Annotated in this window: 14 protein-coding genes; 11 read left to right on the top strand and 3 right to left on the bottom strand. The window is 72.3% G+C overall.

From position 1 onward, the window contains the following. Positions 1-68 precede the first annotated feature (68 nt). The 3 genes from E6R18_RS18400 to hutI are packed head-to-tail and all read left to right on the top strand — an operon-like array spanning position 69 to position 3912. Positions 69-1280: an allantoate amidohydrolase gene (locus E6R18_RS18400; RefSeq protein ID WP_136318038.1), complete on the top strand. Its 1212-nt coding sequence runs from the start codon at positions 69-71 to the stop codon at positions 1278-1280. Next, the gene (locus E6R18_RS18405) at positions 1271-2656 is read left to right on the top strand and encodes a formimidoylglutamate deiminase (RefSeq protein WP_136317987.1); all 1386 of its coding nucleotides are present in this window, start codon (positions 1271-1273) and stop codon (positions 2654-2656) included. Before E6R18_RS18400 ends, E6R18_RS18405 begins: the two co-directional genes overlap by 10 nt. Positions 2657-2712: 56 nt before the next feature. Continuing rightward, entirely contained in the window at positions 2713-3912 is a 1200-nt protein-coding gene (gene hutI, locus E6R18_RS18410; RefSeq protein ID WP_136317988.1) for an imidazolonepropionase, read from the top strand. Positions 3913-4029: 117 nt separating this feature from the next. On the opposite strand, the gene E6R18_RS18415 is transcribed toward hutI, so the two are convergent. Beyond that, positions 4030-5061 (bottom strand): RNA polymerase sigma factor SigF, encoded by a 1032-nt coding sequence (locus E6R18_RS18415; protein ID WP_136318039.1) that lies wholly within the window; start codon positions 5059-5061, stop codon positions 4030-4032. 283 nt (positions 5062-5344) lie between these two features. Between E6R18_RS18415 and E6R18_RS18420 the strand changes: the two genes are divergently transcribed. The 6 genes from E6R18_RS18420 (at position 5345) to E6R18_RS18445 (ending at position 10917) form a co-directional block, all read left to right on the top strand. Next, the gene (locus tag E6R18_RS18420; RefSeq protein ID WP_136317989.1) at positions 5345-5713 is read left to right on the top strand and encodes an STAS domain-containing protein; all 369 of its coding nucleotides are present in this window, start codon (positions 5345-5347) and stop codon (positions 5711-5713) included. A gap of 244 nt (positions 5714-5957) precedes the next feature. Next, positions 5958-6467, top strand: a complete 510-nt coding sequence (locus tag E6R18_RS18425; protein WP_136317990.1) for an ATP-binding protein — start codon at positions 5958-5960, stop codon at positions 6465-6467. Between the two features lie 167 nt (positions 6468-6634). Continuing rightward, positions 6635-7333 (top strand): LPXTG cell wall anchor domain-containing protein, encoded by a 699-nt coding sequence (locus E6R18_RS18430; protein ID WP_136317991.1) that lies wholly within the window; start codon positions 6635-6637, stop codon positions 7331-7333. A 49-nt stretch (positions 7334-7382) separates the two neighbouring features. Further along, entirely contained in the window at positions 7383-8369 is a 987-nt protein-coding gene (locus tag E6R18_RS18435; protein ID WP_136317992.1) for a hypothetical protein, read from the top strand. Between the two features lie 92 nt (positions 8370-8461). Next, positions 8462-9493, top strand: coding sequence for a hypothetical protein (locus E6R18_RS18440; RefSeq protein ID WP_240799784.1), 1032 nt, complete (start codon positions 8462-8464; stop codon positions 9491-9493). Between the two features lie 35 nt (positions 9494-9528). Next, on the top strand, positions 9529-10917 hold the full coding sequence (locus E6R18_RS18445; protein WP_136318040.1) for a hypothetical protein: 1389 nt from the start codon (positions 9529-9531) through the stop codon (positions 10915-10917). A 76-nt stretch (positions 10918-10993) separates the two neighbouring features. Here E6R18_RS18445 and E6R18_RS18450 read toward each other — a convergent pair whose 3' ends face one another. Further along, on the bottom strand, positions 10994-12490 hold the full coding sequence (locus E6R18_RS18450) for an oligopeptide:H+ symporter (protein WP_136317994.1): 1497 nt from the start codon (positions 12488-12490) through the stop codon (positions 10994-10996). A gap of 422 nt (positions 12491-12912) precedes the next feature. Between E6R18_RS18450 and E6R18_RS18455 the strand changes: the two genes are divergently transcribed. Together E6R18_RS18455 and E6R18_RS18460 are read left to right on the top strand one after the other, a co-directional pair. Next, positions 12913-13590 carry a response regulator transcription factor gene (locus E6R18_RS18455; protein WP_018524728.1) on the top strand — a complete coding sequence of 226 codons (678 nt, stop codon included), beginning with the start codon at positions 12913-12915 and terminating at the stop codon, positions 13588-13590. Positions 13591-13701: 111 nt separating this feature from the next. Continuing rightward, positions 13702-14967, top strand: coding sequence for an ATP-binding protein (locus tag E6R18_RS18460; protein WP_136317995.1), 1266 nt, complete (start codon positions 13702-13704; stop codon positions 14965-14967). A 78-nt stretch (positions 14968-15045) separates the two neighbouring features. On the opposite strand, the gene E6R18_RS18465 is transcribed toward E6R18_RS18460, so the two are convergent. Next, positions 15046-15567 (bottom strand): GtrA family protein, encoded by a 522-nt coding sequence (locus tag E6R18_RS18465; protein WP_136317996.1) that lies wholly within the window; start codon positions 15565-15567, stop codon positions 15046-15048. Positions 15568-15636: the final 69 nt, after the last annotated feature.

Below are 15636 nucleotides of genomic sequence, written 5' to 3' on the forward strand. Positions count from 1 at the left end.
CGGCCGCGCGGCCGGACGGGGCGGGCGGGGCGGGCGGCGGCGGGGGGCAACCGTCATCGTTCCAGGCCATGTGGGCGCAGCTCGCGCCCATCGGGCGGCACCCGGACAGCGGCGGGTACCGGCGGTACGCCTGGACCGGGGCCGACGCCGAGTGCCGGGCGTGGTTCCGGGCGCAGGCCGAGGCCCGGGGGCTGGTCCTGGAGACCGACCGGAACGGGAACCAGTGGGCCTGGCTCGGCGACCCCCTCGCGGGGGACGCCGTCGTCACCGGCTCGCACCTCGACTCCGTGCCCGACGGCGGCGCCTTCGACGGGCCGCTCGGGGTCGTCTCCTCCTTCGCCGCGCTCGACGAACTCCGCCGCAGGGGAGCCGAGTTCACCCGGCCGCTGGCCATCACCAACTTCGGTGACGAGGAGGGCGCCCGCTTCGGCCTCGCCTGCGTCGGCTCCCGGCTCACCGCCGGGCAGCTGACCGTCGAGGCCGCGCACCGGCTGCGCGACGCGGACGGGGTCACGCTCCCGCAGGCCATGGCCGCCGCCGGACACGACCCCGACGCCATCGGGCCCGACCCCGAACGGCTCGCCCGGATCGGCGCGTTCGTCGAACTCCACGTCGAGCAGGGTCGCGCCCTCGACCTCACCGGCGACCCCGTCGGCATCGCCTCCGCGATCTGGCCGCACGGGCGCTGGCGGTTCGACTTCCGGGGCGAGGCCAACCACGCCGGCACCACGCGCCTCGCCGACCGGCGCGACCCGATGCTCACGTACGCCGAGACCGTGCTCGCCGCACGCCGGGAGGCGGAACTCGCCGGCGCCCTCGCCACCTTCGGCAAGGTCGCCGTCGAGCCCAACGGCGTCAACGCCATCCCCTCCCTCGTGCGCGGCTGGCTCGACTCGCGCGCCGCCGACCAGGGCACCCTGGACACCGTCGTCGCCGCCGTCGAACAGGCCGCCCGCGAGCACGCCGACCGGGCCGGCATCGACCTCGACGTGGTCCGCGAGTCGTTCACGCCCGTCGTGGAGTTCCAGCACGCCCTGCGCGACGAGCTGGGCACCCTGCTCAAGGGCTCCGCCCGGGGCACCGGCCGCGCCGTCCCCGTGCTCTCCACCGGAGCCGGACACGACGCGGGTATTTTGTCCGCTTCGGTCCCGACCGCCATGCTGTTCGTACGGAACCCGACCGGGATCTCGCACTCGCCGGCCGAACACGCCGCCGAGGACGACTGCGCGGCCGGGGTGACCGCACTCGCCGACGTACTGGAAGGTCTCGCGTGCCGCTGACGACGGAGGGGACGGGCAAGCCCGCCACCGAGACGTACTGGCTGTCCCACGCCTGGCTCGGCACCCATGTCGAGCCGGACGTCCTCCTGGAGGTGTCCGGCGGGCGGCTCACCGGCGTACGGACCGGCGTGGAGGCGCCGCCGCCCGGCGCGACCGCGCTGCGCGGGCTCACCCTGCCGGGCCTGGCCAACACCCACTCGCACGCCTTCCACCGCGCCCTGCGCTCCGCCGTGCAGGTGGGCTCCGGCACCTTCTGGACCTGGCGCGAGACCATGTACCAGGTCGCGTCCCGGCTCACACCCGACACGTACTACGCGCTGGCCCGCGCGGTGTACGCGGAGATGGCACTCGCCGGCATCACCGCGGTCGGCGAATTCCACTATCTGCACCACGGGCCCGGCGGCACCCCATACGACAACCCGAACGCCATGGGCGAGGCCCTGATCGCGGCCGCCCGCGAAGCCGGCATCCGGATCACCCTGCTGGACACCGCCTACCTCTCGGCCGGCTTCGGCTCCGGACCCGCCCGGCACCGCGAGCCCGACCGCCACCAGCTGCGCTTCAGCGACACGACCGCCGAGGCATGGGCCGAGCGCGCCTCGCTCCTCAAGGGCGACGACCACGCGCTCATCGGCGCCGCCGTGCACTCCGTACGGGCCGTCCCGGCCGGTGAACTCGCCACCGTCGCCCAGTGGGCCGAGGACCGGCGGGCGCCCCTGCACGTCCACCTCTCCGAGCAGACCGCCGAGAACGACGCCTGCCTCGCCGCCCACGGCTGCACCCCCACCCGGCTCCTCGCCGACCACGGCGTCCTCGGACCCCGCACCACCGGTGTCCACAACACCCACCTCACCGAGGAGGACATCGCGCTCCTCGGCTCCTCGGCCACCGGCACCTGCATGTGCCCGACCACCGAACGCGACCTCGCCGACGGCATCGGCCCCGCGGCCGCCCTCCAGCACGCCGGCTCCCCGCTCTCGCTCGGCAGCGACAGCCACGCCGTGATCGACCTCTTCGAGGAAGCCCGGGCGATGGAGCTGAACGAGCGCCTGCGCACCCGCAGGCGCGGCCACTGGACCGCCGCCGCCCTGCTGCGCGCCGCGTCCGCAGACGGCCACGCCGCACTCGGCCGGCCCGACGCGGGCAGCCTCGAACCGGGCGCGCCCGCCGACCTGGTGACCATCGCCCTGGACTCCGTCAGGACAGCGGGCCCTGTGCCGCGGCTGGCGGCCGAGACAGCCGTATTCGCCGCCTCCGCCGCTGATGTCCGCCACACGGTCGTCGCGGGGCGCCACCTCGTGCGCGACGGACGGCACACGCTGATCGACGACGTCCCCGAAGCGCTCGCCCGGGCCATCGCGGCCCTGCGCCACTGAGCAGCGGCCCGGGGGACGACCCCCGGCGGCCCCCACGCAAGGAGAGCAGTCCCCCGATGACGACGACCGCCATCACCCACATCTCCGCCCTGGTCACCAACGACCCCTCCCTCGGTGACGAATCCCCCCTCGGACTGATCCAGGACGCGGCCGTCGTCATCGAGGGCGACCGCGTCGTCTGGACCGGTGGATCAAGCAAAGCACCCGCCACTGACAACGCCGTCGACGCGGGCGGCCGGGCCGTGATCCCGGGCTTCGTGGACTCCCACTCCCACCTGGTCTTCGCGGGCGACCGCACCCAGGAGTTCAACGCCCGGATGTCCGGCCGGGCCTACAGCGCGGGCGGCATCCGCACCACCGTCGCCGCCACCCGCGCCGCCACCGACGAGGAGCTGTCGGCCAACGTCGCCCGCTACCTCGCCGAGGCGCTGCGCCAGGGCACCACCACGTTCGAGACCAAGTCCGGCTACGGCCTCACCGTCGAGGACGAGGCCCGCGCCCTGCGCATCGCCGCCCGCCACACCGACGAGGTCACCTTCCTCGGCGCCCACATCGTCTCCCCCGACTACGCCGACGACCCGGCCGGCTACGTCGACCTGGTCACCGGCCCGATGCTCGACGCCTGCGCCCCGCACGCCCGCTGGATCGACGTCTTCTGCGAACGCGGCGCCTTCGACGGCGACCAGGCGCGGGCGATCCTCACCGCGGGCCGCGCCAGGGGCCTGCACCCCCGGGTGCACGCCAACCAGCTCGGCCACGGCCCCGGCGTCCAGCTCGCCGTGGAGCTCGACGCCGCGTCCGCCGACCACTGCACCCACCTGACCGACGCGGACGTCGACGCCCTGGCCCATTCCGCCACCGTCGCCACACTGCTCCCGGGCGCCGAGTTCTCCACCCGCGCCGCCTGGCCGGACGCCCGCCGCCTCCTGGACGCGGGCGCGACCGTCGCCCTCTCGACGGACTGCAACCCGGGCTCCTCGTTCACCTCGTCCGTGCCGTTCTGCATCGCGCTGGCCGTGCGCGACATGGGCATGACCCCGGACGAGGCCCTCTGGTCCGCCACCGCGGGCGGCGCCGCGGCCCTGCGCCGCGACGACGTCGGCCGCCTCACCCCCGGCGCCCGCGCCGACCTGGTGCTCCTGGACGCGCCCAGCCACGTCCACCTCGCCTACCGGCCGGGCGTGCCGCTGGTCCACGAGGTCTGGCGCGCCGGTGAGCGCGTCGTGGCGCCGTACAGCGCCTCGCACGGCGGCTGACGCCCGCCACCGGGGGAGCCCCGTAAAAAAACGCGGAAGGACCTGCCCCGGCGGGGCAGGTCCTTTCTCCGGCGGGCCTCGCGCGCACGGCCGGGAGGGCGTGCGGCGAGGTGCGCGCTACTCGTCCAGCGTCAGACCCCTGCGCAGCTTCACCAGCGTGCGCGAGAGCAGCCTCGACACGTGCATCTGGGAGATGCCCAGCTCCTCGCCGATCTCCGACTGCGTCATGTTGGCGACGAAGCGGAGCGAGAGGATCTTCCGGTCACGGCCCGGCAGCGCGGCGATCAGCGGCTTCAGGGACTCGACGTACTCGATGCCTTCGAGCCCGTGGTCCTCGTAGCCGATCCGGTCGGTCAGCGCGCCCTCGTGCTCGTCCTCCTCGGGCTTGGCGTCCAGCGAGCTGGCGGTGTACGCGTTGCTCGCGGCCATGCCCTCGACGACCTCGTCGCGGCTGAGGCCGAGGCGGTCGGCGAGCTCGCCCACGGTGGGCGCCCGGTCGAGCTGCTGGGCGAGCTCGTCGCCCGCCTTGGCCAGGTCGAGCCGCAGCTCCTGCAGGCGGCGCGGGACGCGCACGGACCAGCTGGTGTCGCGGAAGAAACGCTTGATCTCGCCGACGATGGTCGGCATCGCGAAGGTCGGGAACTCGACGCCCCGGCTGAGCTCGAAACGGTCGATCGCCTTGATCAGGCCGATGGTGCCGACCTGGACGATGTCCTCCATCGGCTCGCTGCGGGAGCGGAACCGGGAGGCGGCGAACTTGACCAGGGCCAGGTTCAGCTCGACGAGCGTGTCGCGTACGTAGGAGTACTCGGGCGTGCCCTCTTCGAGGGATTCGAGCCGCGCGAAGAGCGTCTTCGACAGGGCCCTGGCGTCCAGCGCCCCCACTTCGGTGTAGGGCGGGATCTCGGGAAGTCCTTCGAGTCCGTCGATGTCGAACGCGGCACTGTGCGGGTACGAGGCGTTGTGCGTGTACGGGGCACTGTGCGGGTACGCGGTACTGCGGGTGAAGCGGTCACTGCGGGTACTGCTGGTGCTGTCGGTGCGCGTCCCGTCCGGGACGGTCGCAGCAGGGGAGTCTGATTCGGTCAGTCCCTGAGGACATGCCGACGGCGCGTAGTGGGTACGCGGTACGTCGAGCCGGGGTGACATGGTCTCCTCCATCGTTCTCGGCATATGGCTGCCGATGCCCATACGTGTTCCTGCGGTGAAGCGGCGCCTCCGAAGCCGGTCGTGGTTTGGGTGTCCCTCTACCCTTACCCGGTCGCCATGGGTCGGTACAACCGCCAATTGACCATGTATGTCCGGTTTGTTGAGGTCTCCGGCTACCGCGTGGCGGATGGAACGCGTAGTGTTCCAAGAACATCAGTGACAGCTGCCACGCATCTGCAGGTAGGGGGATGCGGACAGTGACGAGCGGTGAAGAGGGACGGGCATGGACCGCGGGACGGTCGGTAGTACGAACCGGGGTCGGCTTCAGGTCGAGGTCCGGACCGAGGGGCGCAGCGAGGTGGTGACGCCCGTGGGTGAGCTCGACCACCACACGGCGGATCTGCTGCGCGAGCCCCTGGAGAGTGCGGTCGAACAGGGCCGCGTGCGTCTGGTGGTCGACTGCTCGCGACTCGACTTCTGTGATTCCACCGGGCTGAACGTGCTGCTCGGTGCCCGCCTGAAGGCGGAGGAAGCCGGGGGAGGGGTTCATTTGGCCGCAATGCAGCCAGTGGTGGCGCGGGTCTTCGAGATCACGGGGGCCGAGGCGGTTTTCACCGTCCACGCCTCCCTCGACGAGGCCCTGGCCCCCTGATCGGGAGGCGTTCCGGCATCCCGGGCGGCCCCGTTCGTGGCGGGAGTTACGCGGTCCGCGTAGCCGAAACGGGTGTCGTCGCGATTCGGCCGGGCAGGAGATCTTCCGGCGAGCCCGGGCGGTCCGGCCACCCGTGCCTGTGCGGTTCCTGTATGAGTGTCCGTATCGGTATTCGTTTTCGTATCTGTTCAATGGGTCGTATCCGTACCAGGGCGACATGGTGAATCGGTGAGGTGAAGCGCTGATGAGCACCACCCGGCAGCATCCGCCGGGCGGCCTCGGCCGCGAGCCGGAGGGCGCGGGCGTTTCCTCCGCCGAGCCCGTCCGGCCGGCCGAGGGTGCCGAGCGGCAGTGGCGCACGCTGTCGTTGCGGGAGGCCGCCGGCATTGTGCCGACGGCCCGTGATTTCGCCCGCCAGGCGCTCCAGGACTGGGGCTGGCTCCCCGCGTCCAGCGCCGACCGCCGCGCGGCCGCGGAGGACGTCCTGCTGGTCGTGTCCGAGCTCGTCACCAACGCGTGCCTGCACGCGGACGGCCCCGACGAGATCCGCATCGCCCACAGCCCGAAGGTGCTGCGGGTGGAGGTCGCCGACGGCGGGGCGGGCCAGCCCGCGCCGCGTACGCCGCACCGGGCGGGGCGGCCCGGCGGGCACGGCATGTTCATCGTGCAGCGGCTCTGCACGGACTGGGGGGTCGTCCGCGTGCCGGGCGAGCCCGGTAAGACCGTCTGGGCGGAGCTGGCCGCCCCGGCATAACCGGCACCCCCGTCCGTACCCCCTCCAAGAGCGCGCCGGATCGGCGCGCTCTTTGTCTTCCCTCCACACGGCCCCCGGCGTACCTTGAGCGCCCGATCTGATGTGTCGTCAGTTATTCGTGCCGCCTCGCGGCGGCGCGCGGCGACCCGGCCTGAGGGGAATTCGAGGTGCCGAACCAGAAACGAACAGCTCTCGCGCTGGCGTCCGGTCTCGCGGGCGCGGCGGTGCTGCTGGCCGCGCCCGCCGCCCACGCGACGGTCGTCGACGTCGACTACAAGTGCAAGACCCCGATCGGCGACAAGGCCGCCGTCTCGCCCATCGACATCAAGAGCGTGAAGAGCGGCAGCGGCTACAAGCTGACGATGTCCTTCCAGAAGGGCGTCTCCTCCAGCCCGGTCGAACTGGGCAAGGGCGCGATGAACCCCAGCGCGGTCATCAAGGTGGGCGGCGCCGACCCCGGGCAGCTCACCGTCACCGGGCCCGCCAACACGGCAGCCATCCCCGCCGACAGCCCCATCAAGATCAGCGACCTGAGCGGGACGTACACGCCGAAGAAGAGCGGAAAGGTCACTTTCACCGCGGGCGTCCTCACCATCAAGGCCCTCGGTACGACGACGACCTGCACCCCCGCGAACAGCCCGGGCCCCTCCCTCTCCCTCGACGTCACGGCCGCGGGCGGCGGCGGTACGGGGACCGAGCCGTCCACCCAGGACGGCTCGACCGAGCCGTCCACCCAGGACGCGCTGCCCAAGACCGGACCGATGGACTCCGCCCTCGCGCTCGGCACCTTCGGCGGCACGGTCCTGCTCACGGGCGCGGCCGGAGTCCTGTGGCTGACCCGGCGCGGACAGCGCACGGCGGGCTGACCCCACCCGCGCGAACCACCCCCCGCCGCCACGCCCCAGGGAGCCGCCCATGCCGCCGCCGACCGGTCGCACCGCCCGACGCGCACTAGCCCAGCCGCTGCTGCCGCTGTTCGCAGCCCTGCCGCTGCTCGCCGCCCCGGCGGCGGCCGGAGCCGCCGAGAAGCCCGCCGTCCCCGCGTGGACGGCGAGCCCCTCGGCGCGCGGCTCCGGGCCGGCCGGAGCCCGGCCGTACTTCTATCTGGAGGGCCTGCCCGGCAGCGTCCTGAAGGACCGGCTCTCGGTCACCAACCCGGGTACGAAGCCGGTCACCGTACGGCTGCGCGGCGCCGACGCGTACAACACCGGCGACGGCTCCTTCGCGGTACGCGGTACGCACGGCTCCACCGGCACCGGGACCTGGCTGCGGACGGCGCGCACCGAGGTGACCGTGCCCGCCCGTACCCGGGCCGACATCCCCGTCACCTTCACCGTGCCCGCCGACGCCCTGCCCGGCGACCACCCCGGCGCGGTCGTCGCCGAGAGCGGCGGCCGTTCGGCGGGCGTCCAGGTCCGGCTGCGGGTCGGCGGACCGAGGCTCGCCGCGCTCAGCGTGGAGGACGTCGGCGTCGTCGGGCACGCCATCCGCTACACGCTGGTCAACCGGGGCAACACCGTCCTCGCACCGCGCCTGGCCGTCAGCGCGGACGGGCTCTTCGCCCACCTGCGGCGCGGCGCCCGCGCCCTGCCCGTGGAACTGCTGCCCGGGCAGCGGGCCCACCTCACCGAACCCTGGCCGGACGCTCCCGCGCTGGACTCCGCCACGCTGCGGCTGCGCGTCACGGCGGCGGGCGGCGCCCACGACGAGGCGACGGCCAGGGCGGTCTTCGTCCCCTGGGCGCCCGTCACCGGCGCGGCCCTGCTGCTCCTGGCCGCCGCCGCGTCGGCGTACGGCCTCCGGCGCAGGCGGCGGGCGGGTCCGCCGCCCGGGGGTCCGCCCCCGGATTCCCGGAAGCACACCGACGAGAGGCACTTGGTGAAGGCGGGAGCGCAGACGTGACGGGAAGGACCGGACCCGCGACGCTCCGGGAGCGCACGGCGGCACTCCACGGACACGTCCTCGCCGCCGTACTGGCCGCGCTCCTGCCCCTACTGCTCCTGTCCGCCCCCGGCGCCCACGCCGACGGCCGGAGCGCGACCGCCCCGGAACCGGCCGTCACGCTCTCGGACAAGGAGGCCGGCAAGGGCGGTTCGATCACCGTCAAGGGCAGCGGCTGGCGGTCCGGAGCGCTGCTCATGCTGCTCGTCTGCGGGCAGTCCAGCCCCGCACGCGGCGTGATCGGCGGCACCAACTCCTGCGCCAACGCGGACGGCAGGGCGGTCACCACCGACACGAAGGGCGCCTTCAGCACCAAGCTGCCCGTCTCCGAGCCGCCCGTGCCGTGCCCCTGCGTGGTGCACGTCGCCACGGTCACCGGGGAGGAGGCCCTGGCCGACGCGGTGTTCGTGGTCGCCGGGCACCCCGTCGCCGCGCTGCCGAAGCAGACGGGACAGGGCAGGCTCGCCGTGCTGGCCGCCACCCGCCTGGAGGGGGACGGCTCCCTCCTCACCTGGTTCGGCGCCCCGCCCGCCCGCCGCCTCGTGTTCACGGTCGGCAACATGGGCTCGGCGCCGGTCGAGAACCCCGTATTCCGGGTCGGCACCGCGCACGGCGTCTACGCCCCGCAGTGGGAGGAACGGCAGTGGCGCGGGACCGTCGAGCCCGGCCGCAAGGCCCGTATCGAACTGCCCGTCGAGCTGGCGGCGGGCGCCCACGGCGACTACCGGGTCTCCCTGAAGTACGGGACGAAGGTGCTCGCCGAGCAGCCGTGGGGCGTCGGCCGCCCGTGGGGCGTCACGCTCTTCTGGATCCTGCTCTGCCTCGTGGTGCCCGCCGCCCTCTTCCGTATCGGCATGGCGGTCGTCGACCGGGTACGGCCGCGCTCCGCGCAGACCGCGTCCCGCAGGGGCCGGCGCGCCTCCCCGCTCGCCGGAGCGACCGCGAGGCTCCCGAGGCTGCGGCGCGCGCCCGTACCCACCGAACCGGTCCCCGGGGCGCGCGCCTCCGGCACGGCCGCGCTGCCCTGGTTCACCCCCGGATCCGCACCGTCAGAGCACAGCCCGACGACGAAGGGACATACGTGAGTACGCAACGCAGGACGGTCGCGGCGGGAGTCGCGATGATGATCGGCGGGGCGGGCATGCTGCTGGCCGCGAGCCCGGCCCAGGCCGCCGACATCTCGTACAAGACGGAGTGCGTACCCCCGGCCATCTCCGGACTGCCGGCCGTACAGGGCACCACGCAGGTCCAGCTGACCGCGCCCGCCGAGGCCAAGGTCGGGGACACCGTCGAGGTCGTGTGGAAGACGGTCCAGGCCGCCTCCAGCAATCCCGGCGTCCTCGATCTCGACAAGGACACCGTCAAGCCGACCGGCACCGTCAAGCTGGGCGGGGCCGCCACCGGCGACCTGAAGATGGAAGGGCCCCGGCAGAACCCGGCGATCCCCAAGAACAGTCCGATGATCCTGCCGGACATGAAGGGCTCGCTGAAGCTGGAGAAGGCGGGCGAGCTGACGCTGACGCCGGACGCGTACAGCATCAACGTCTCCAAGCCGATCTCCACCGACACCAAATGCACCCCCAAGGAGACGGTCCGGCCGGGCGCGACGATCAAGGTCACGGACGGCGGCACGGGCACGACCACGGGCGGCACGACGGCCGGTGGCACGACGGCCGGTGGCACGACCGCCGGTGGTACGACCGCCGGTGGTACGACGACAGCGGGCGGGACGACCGCCGGTGGTGACGCCGGCGGTCCAACGTCCGGCGGCACAACGTCCGGCGGTTCAACATCCGGGGGTACAACTTCAGGTAGTACCGCTTCAGGTGGTACGACTTCCGGCGGCAGCGGCGGTACCACCGACTTCCCCGGCAAGGAGGTCGCCGTCGACTTCGCCTGCAAGTCGCCCGGACCCGCCTCCATCGCCTCCAAGGTGACGATCAACGCCAAGAAGAACGGAGGCAGCTACGGGCTGACGGTCAAGACGGCCAAGGGCGTGATGGACAGCCCGGCCGCCCTGCCCGCCGGCGCGCTCAAGCCGTCCATGCAGATCGTCGTCGGCGGCGCCGACAAGGGCTCCGTGACCGTCACCGGGCCGGGCAACGCCAAGCCCCTGGAGACGGGCAAGCCGGTCGACCTGCCGGACATGACGGGCACCTACAAGCCCGGCGCGTCCGGCTCGTCCACGCTCACCCCCGGCGCCCTGACGATCGACGTCACCCTCGGCGGCGCGAAGATCAACATCCCGTGCACGGTCACGGGCACGCCGAAGGCATCGCTCACCCTCGACACCACCGCCCAGGAGGGCGGCGCGTCCGGCGGTGGCTCCACCGGCTCGGGCGGAGCGGCGGCGGCCGGCGGCACGGCGTCGGGCGGCGGGCTCGCGGCCACCGGGGCCGACGACCACGGCGCCCTGCGCGCGCTCGGCCTGGTCGCCGGCACGGCGATCCTGCTGGGCGGCGCGGTGTTCACGTTCACCCCGTGGCGCCGGCTGCGCGCCGGACGCTGAGCCGGACCCGTACGGCACACGGAAAGGGCCGCCGCACCGTTCCCACGGTGCGGCGGCCCTTCGCGCGGCTGTGCGGTCAGTGCACGTCGCCCATGTGCTGGGAGACCTTCTTGCGGTACATCCAGATGCCGACACCGGCGATGACGGCCAGGACCACCTCGAAGGCGACGGACCCGGTGTTGTCCAGGTCGATGCCGATCTGCTTGGAGGTGAGGAGGCCGGTCACGGAGTCGCCGGCGGTGACGGCGAGGAACCAGACACCCATCATCTGGGAGCTGTACTTCGCCGGGGCCATCTTCGTGGTGACCGACAGGCCGACCGGGGAGAGGCAGAGCTCGGCGACCGTCTGGATGAAGTAGATCGCCACCAGCCACATCGGGCTGACCTTGCCGCCGTTGGCGGCGGTGTCGATCAGCGGGATCAGGAACACGGCGAAGGAGACACCGATCAGCACGAGGCTGGAGGCGAACTTGACGGCGGTGCTCGGCTCCTTGCCGCGCTTGTTCAGCCACAGCCACCCCGAGGCGAGCACGGGGGCCAGTGCCATGACGAAGATCGGGTTCAGCGACTGGTACCAGGACGTCGGGAAGTGGAACCCGAGCAGGGTGTTCGTCGTGGAGTGCTCGCCGAAGATCGACAGGGTCGAGCCGTTCTGGTCGTAGATCATCCAGAAGACGGCGGCGACCACGAAGAACCAGATGTAGCCCGACAGCTTGGACTGCTCGGTGCCCGTCAGCTCCTTGTCGCGCTTCATGCGGACCAGGACGGCGACCGGGATGATCAGTCCGGCCAGGGTGATCGGCAGGACGCCCCAGTCGACGAAGTTGCCGGTGACGCCGAGCAGGCCGTAGAAGGCGACCGCGACGATCAGCCAGATCAGGCCCTTGCGCAGGGCGGAGCTCTTCTCCTGCTCCGTGGCCGGGGTGGCGACGACGTCGCTCTCCGGGCTCAGGTGGCGGGTGCCGAGCAGGAACTGGGCGAGGCCCAGGGCCATGCCGACCGCGGCCAGCGCGAAGCCGAAGTGCCAGTTGACGTTCTCGCCGACGGTGCCGATGGACAGCGGGGCGAGGAAGGCGCCGACGTTGATGCCGATGTAGAAGAGCGTGAAGCCGCCGTCCCGGCGCGGGTCCTCGGGGCCCTTGTAGAGGTGGCCGACCATCGTGGAGATGTTGGCCTTCAGCAGCCCCGAGCCGAGCGCGACGAGGGCCAGACCCGCGAAGAAGGTAGCCGAGTTGGGCACCGCGAGCGTGATGTGGCCGAGGATGACGACGGCGCCGCCGACGGCGACCGTCTTGCGCGGCCCCCAGAAGCGGTCGGCCATCCAGCCGCCGGGCATGGCGAGCAGGTAGACCATCGCCATGTAGGCCGAGTAGATCGTCGTGGCCGTGGTGGCGTTCATGTGCATGCCGCCGGGCGCGATCAGGTACAGCGGGAGCAGTGCCTTCATGCCGTAGAAGCTGTAGCGCTCCCACATCTCGGTCATGAAGAGCGTGGCCAGGCCCCGGGGGTGGCCGAAGAAGGTCTTCTCGCCACCAGCGGTGCTCGACGGGTCCTTCGTCAGGCTGGACGCCATGATCGATCCTTGTGTGCTCGGGACGCGACGCCTCAAGGAGGCGGTACGCGCCCGGTGGGGGGAGGCCGGCACCGACGCGGGTACGCCCACCGCGACGGGATCCACGCCCGGGACGCCTTCATCGGCGTCCGGGCCCGGCCCACAGGTCATTCACTGAAACTTCCGGGCCGGCGGGTACCGGCCCCGCACACAAAAGAGACCCTTGGCGCTCAGAGCTGCCCAAAGGTCCTTGAGTAGTGCATCAGGCGTCGAGACACCATACGACACGACAGAGCCCGATATGGAAGGACTTGAGAGATGGATCACAGGTCCAGGTGCAACCACAGTCACACATTCGAAGGTCCCCCCGGTAACGGGGCGCAGACCCGCAGGGCTCTTGGATCACCTCCCTCCCCGTCCGTCGCGCGGACTACCATCAGTGCATGACCCGTGTACTGCTCGCCGAGGACGACGCATCCATCTCGGAGCCGCTGGCCCGCGCCCTTCGGCGGGAGGGTTACGAGGTCGAGGTGCGGGAAGACGGTCCGACCGCTCTCGACGCCGGCCTCCAGGGCGGCATCGACCTGGTCGTGCTCGACCTGGGGCTGCCCGGGATGGACGGCCTCGAAGTCGCTCGCAGGCTCCGTGCCGAGGGTCACACCGTGCCGGTCCTGGTGCTGACCGCCCGCGCCGACGAGGTGGACACGGTCGTCGGGCTCGACGCGGGCGCCGACGACTACGTCACCAAGCCCTTCCGCCTCGCCGAACTCCTCGCCCGGGTCCGGGCCCTGCTGCGGCGCGGCGCCACCGAGCCCGCCCCGCAGCCCGCCACCCACGGCGTGCGCATCGACGTCGAGTCGCACCGCGCCTGGATGGGCGACGAGGAACTGCAGCTCACCGCCAAGGAGTTCGACCTGCTCCGGGTCCTCGTGCGCGACGCGGGCCGGGTCGTCACCCGCGACCAGTTGATGCGCGAGGTCTGGGACACCACCTGGTGGTCCTCGACCAAGACCCTCGACATGCACATCTCCTGGCTCCGCAAGAAACTCGGCGACGACGCCGCCAACCCGCGCTACATCGCCACGGTCCGGGGCGTCGGCTTCCGCTTCGAGAAGAGCTGACACACACACGGTCCGGGGCGTCGGCTTCCGCTTCGAGAAGAGCTGACACACACACGCGCCGGGGCGATCGCGCTCCACGCCATCCGCACGAGCTGACGTACAGAAGCAGGCATGCGCCGACGACTGATCAACTCCACCCTCGCCGTCGTGCTCGTGGTGATCGCCGTCTTCGGCGTCTCCCTCGTCATCGTCGAGACCCGCACCATCAGCAACAGCGCCCAGGAGAGCGTCGACTCCGAGGCGCTGCGGCTGATCAGCGTCATCGAGAGCCGGCTCCTGGGCGCCGAGCGGATCAACCCCGGGGTGCTCGCCGAGCAGGTCGACGACGATCGGTACGCCCTGGTGAAGATGGACGGCCGCGCCCCCATCGAGGTCGGCGAGCGCCCCAGCGGCAGCGTGATCACCGCGACGGAGACGGGCGAGCACGGCGAGAAGGTCACCATCGAGGAGTCCCGCTCCGCCGTCACCCGCGAGGTCGGCCGCACGCTGATGATCATCGGGGCGGTGGCGCTGCTCGCCATCGTCTCGGCCGTCCTGCTCGCCGTACGCCAGGCCAACCGGCTGGCCTCGCCCCTCACCGACCTCGCCGAGACCGCCGAGCGCCTGGGCTCCGGCGACCCCCGCCCGCGCCACCGGCGGTACGGGGTGCCCGAGCTGGACCGCGTCGCGGACGTCCTCGACGCCTCCGCCGAGCGGATCGCCCGGATGCTCACCGCGGAGCGCCGGCTCGCCGCCGACGCCTCCCACCAGCTCCGTACGCCGCTCACCGCCCTGTCCATGCGGATCGAGGAGATCTCGCTCACCGACGACCCGGAGACCGTGAAGGAGGAGGCGCACATCGCCCTCACCCAGGTCGAGCGGCTCACCGACGTGGTGGAGCGGCTGCTGACCAACGCCCGCGACCCCCGGACGGGCTCCGCGGTCGTCTTCGACCTGGACGAGGTCGTCAAGCAGCAGATCGAGGAGTGGCGCCCCGCCTACCGAAACGAGGGCCGCGCCATCGTCTGCTCCGGCAAGCAGGGGCTGAGCGCGGTCGGCACCCCGGGCGCGGTCGCCCAGGTCCTGGCCGCGCTGATCGAGAACTCGCTCATGCACGGCGGCGGCACGGTCGCCCTGCGTACGAGGGTCACCGGCAACCAGGCGGTGATCGAGGTGACGGACGAGGGCCACGGGGTCCCCGCCGACCTGGGCGCCCGGATCTTCGAGCGGACCATCAGCGGCCGCAACTCCACGGGCATCGGCCTCGCGGTCGCCCGCGACCTCGCGGAGGCGGACGGCGGCCGGCTGGAACTGCTCCAGCAGCAGCCCCCGGTCTTCGCCCTGTTCCTCAGCCGGATGGCCCAGCCGAGGGAGGAACCGGAACGCCCGGTGCGGTAGACCGGGACGGCGAAACCAAGCCCGTATCAAGCCCGTCCGGCGATTGGGGACAAAAGCGCCCACCCGGACGCCCCGGTCCTACCGACGAGCCGGATCCACCTCCACCCGCACCGCGGGAGCGGGCACGCTCACGATGGCCTCTTTGTCGGACGCGGCCTCCGAAGGCGCGGGAAGCGCCTTGAAGACCCACGTCCGGTAGGACCAGAAGCGGAACAGCGTCGCGACACCGATCCCGACGATCTTGAAGACGTTGCTCTGGACCGGGGTGTCCCAGCCGAACCCGTACGTCGCCACGTACAGCACCCCGGTCTCGATGACCGCGCCCGCCGCGCTGAACAGCAGGAACAGCGTCAGCTCCCGGGTGCGGCCGGACTTGTCGCGGTCGCGGTAGGTCCAGTGGCGGAAGCCCACGTAGTTGAACAGGATCGCGACGAACGTGGCGAGCAGGCCCGCGCGCACCGTGGGGATGTCCGTGTAGCGCCACAGCAGGTTGGACACGGCGATGTTGACCACCAGGCCGACCGCGCCGACCACGCCGAACTTGGCGACCTCCCGGGCCAGCAGCTCCAGCCGGGCCCGCAGTGCGCCTCGTTCGCTCATGTGATCGCTCAGCCCGTCCGTAGGTTCCGCTCCGTGTTCCGTCAACCCGGCCATGCTAACCAGGACACC

The sequence above is a fragment of the Streptomyces sp. A1277 genome (assembly GCF_004795015.1).
Taxonomy (GTDB): Bacteria; Actinomycetota; Actinomycetes; order Streptomycetales; family Streptomycetaceae; genus Streptomyces.

Coding starts and splice junctions, on each gene's coding strand:
- E6R18_RS18425 (WP_136317990.1), top strand. CDS start 5,958: ATGAGCACCACCCGGCAGCATCCGCCGGGCGGCCTCGGCCGCGAGCCG.
- E6R18_RS18460 (WP_136317995.1), top strand. CDS start 13,702: ATGCGCCGACGACTGATCAACTCCACCCTCGCCGTCGTGCTCGTGGTG.
- E6R18_RS18450 (WP_136317994.1), bottom strand. CDS start 12,490: ATGGCGTCCAGCCTGACGAAGGACCCGTCGAGCACCGCTGGTGGCGAG.
- hutI (WP_136317988.1), top strand. CDS start 2,713: ATGACGACGACCGCCATCACCCACATCTCCGCCCTGGTCACCAACGAC.
- E6R18_RS18445 (WP_136318040.1), top strand. CDS start 9,529: ATGATGATCGGCGGGGCGGGCATGCTGCTGGCCGCGAGCCCGGCCCAG.
- E6R18_RS18400 (WP_136318038.1), top strand. CDS start 69: ATGTGGGCGCAGCTCGCGCCCATCGGGCGGCACCCGGACAGCGGCGGG.
- E6R18_RS18435 (WP_136317992.1), top strand. CDS start 7,383: ATGCCGCCGCCGACCGGTCGCACCGCCCGACGCGCACTAGCCCAGCCG.
- E6R18_RS18415 (WP_136318039.1), bottom strand. CDS start 5,061: ATGTCACCCCGGCTCGACGTACCGCGTACCCACTACGCGCCGTCGGCA.
- E6R18_RS18420 (WP_136317989.1), top strand. CDS start 5,345: ATGGACCGCGGGACGGTCGGTAGTACGAACCGGGGTCGGCTTCAGGTC.
- E6R18_RS18465 (WP_136317996.1), bottom strand. CDS start 15,567: ATGAGCGAACGAGGCGCACTGCGGGCCCGGCTGGAGCTGCTGGCCCGG.
- E6R18_RS18455 (WP_018524728.1), top strand. CDS start 12,913: ATGACCCGTGTACTGCTCGCCGAGGACGACGCATCCATCTCGGAGCCG.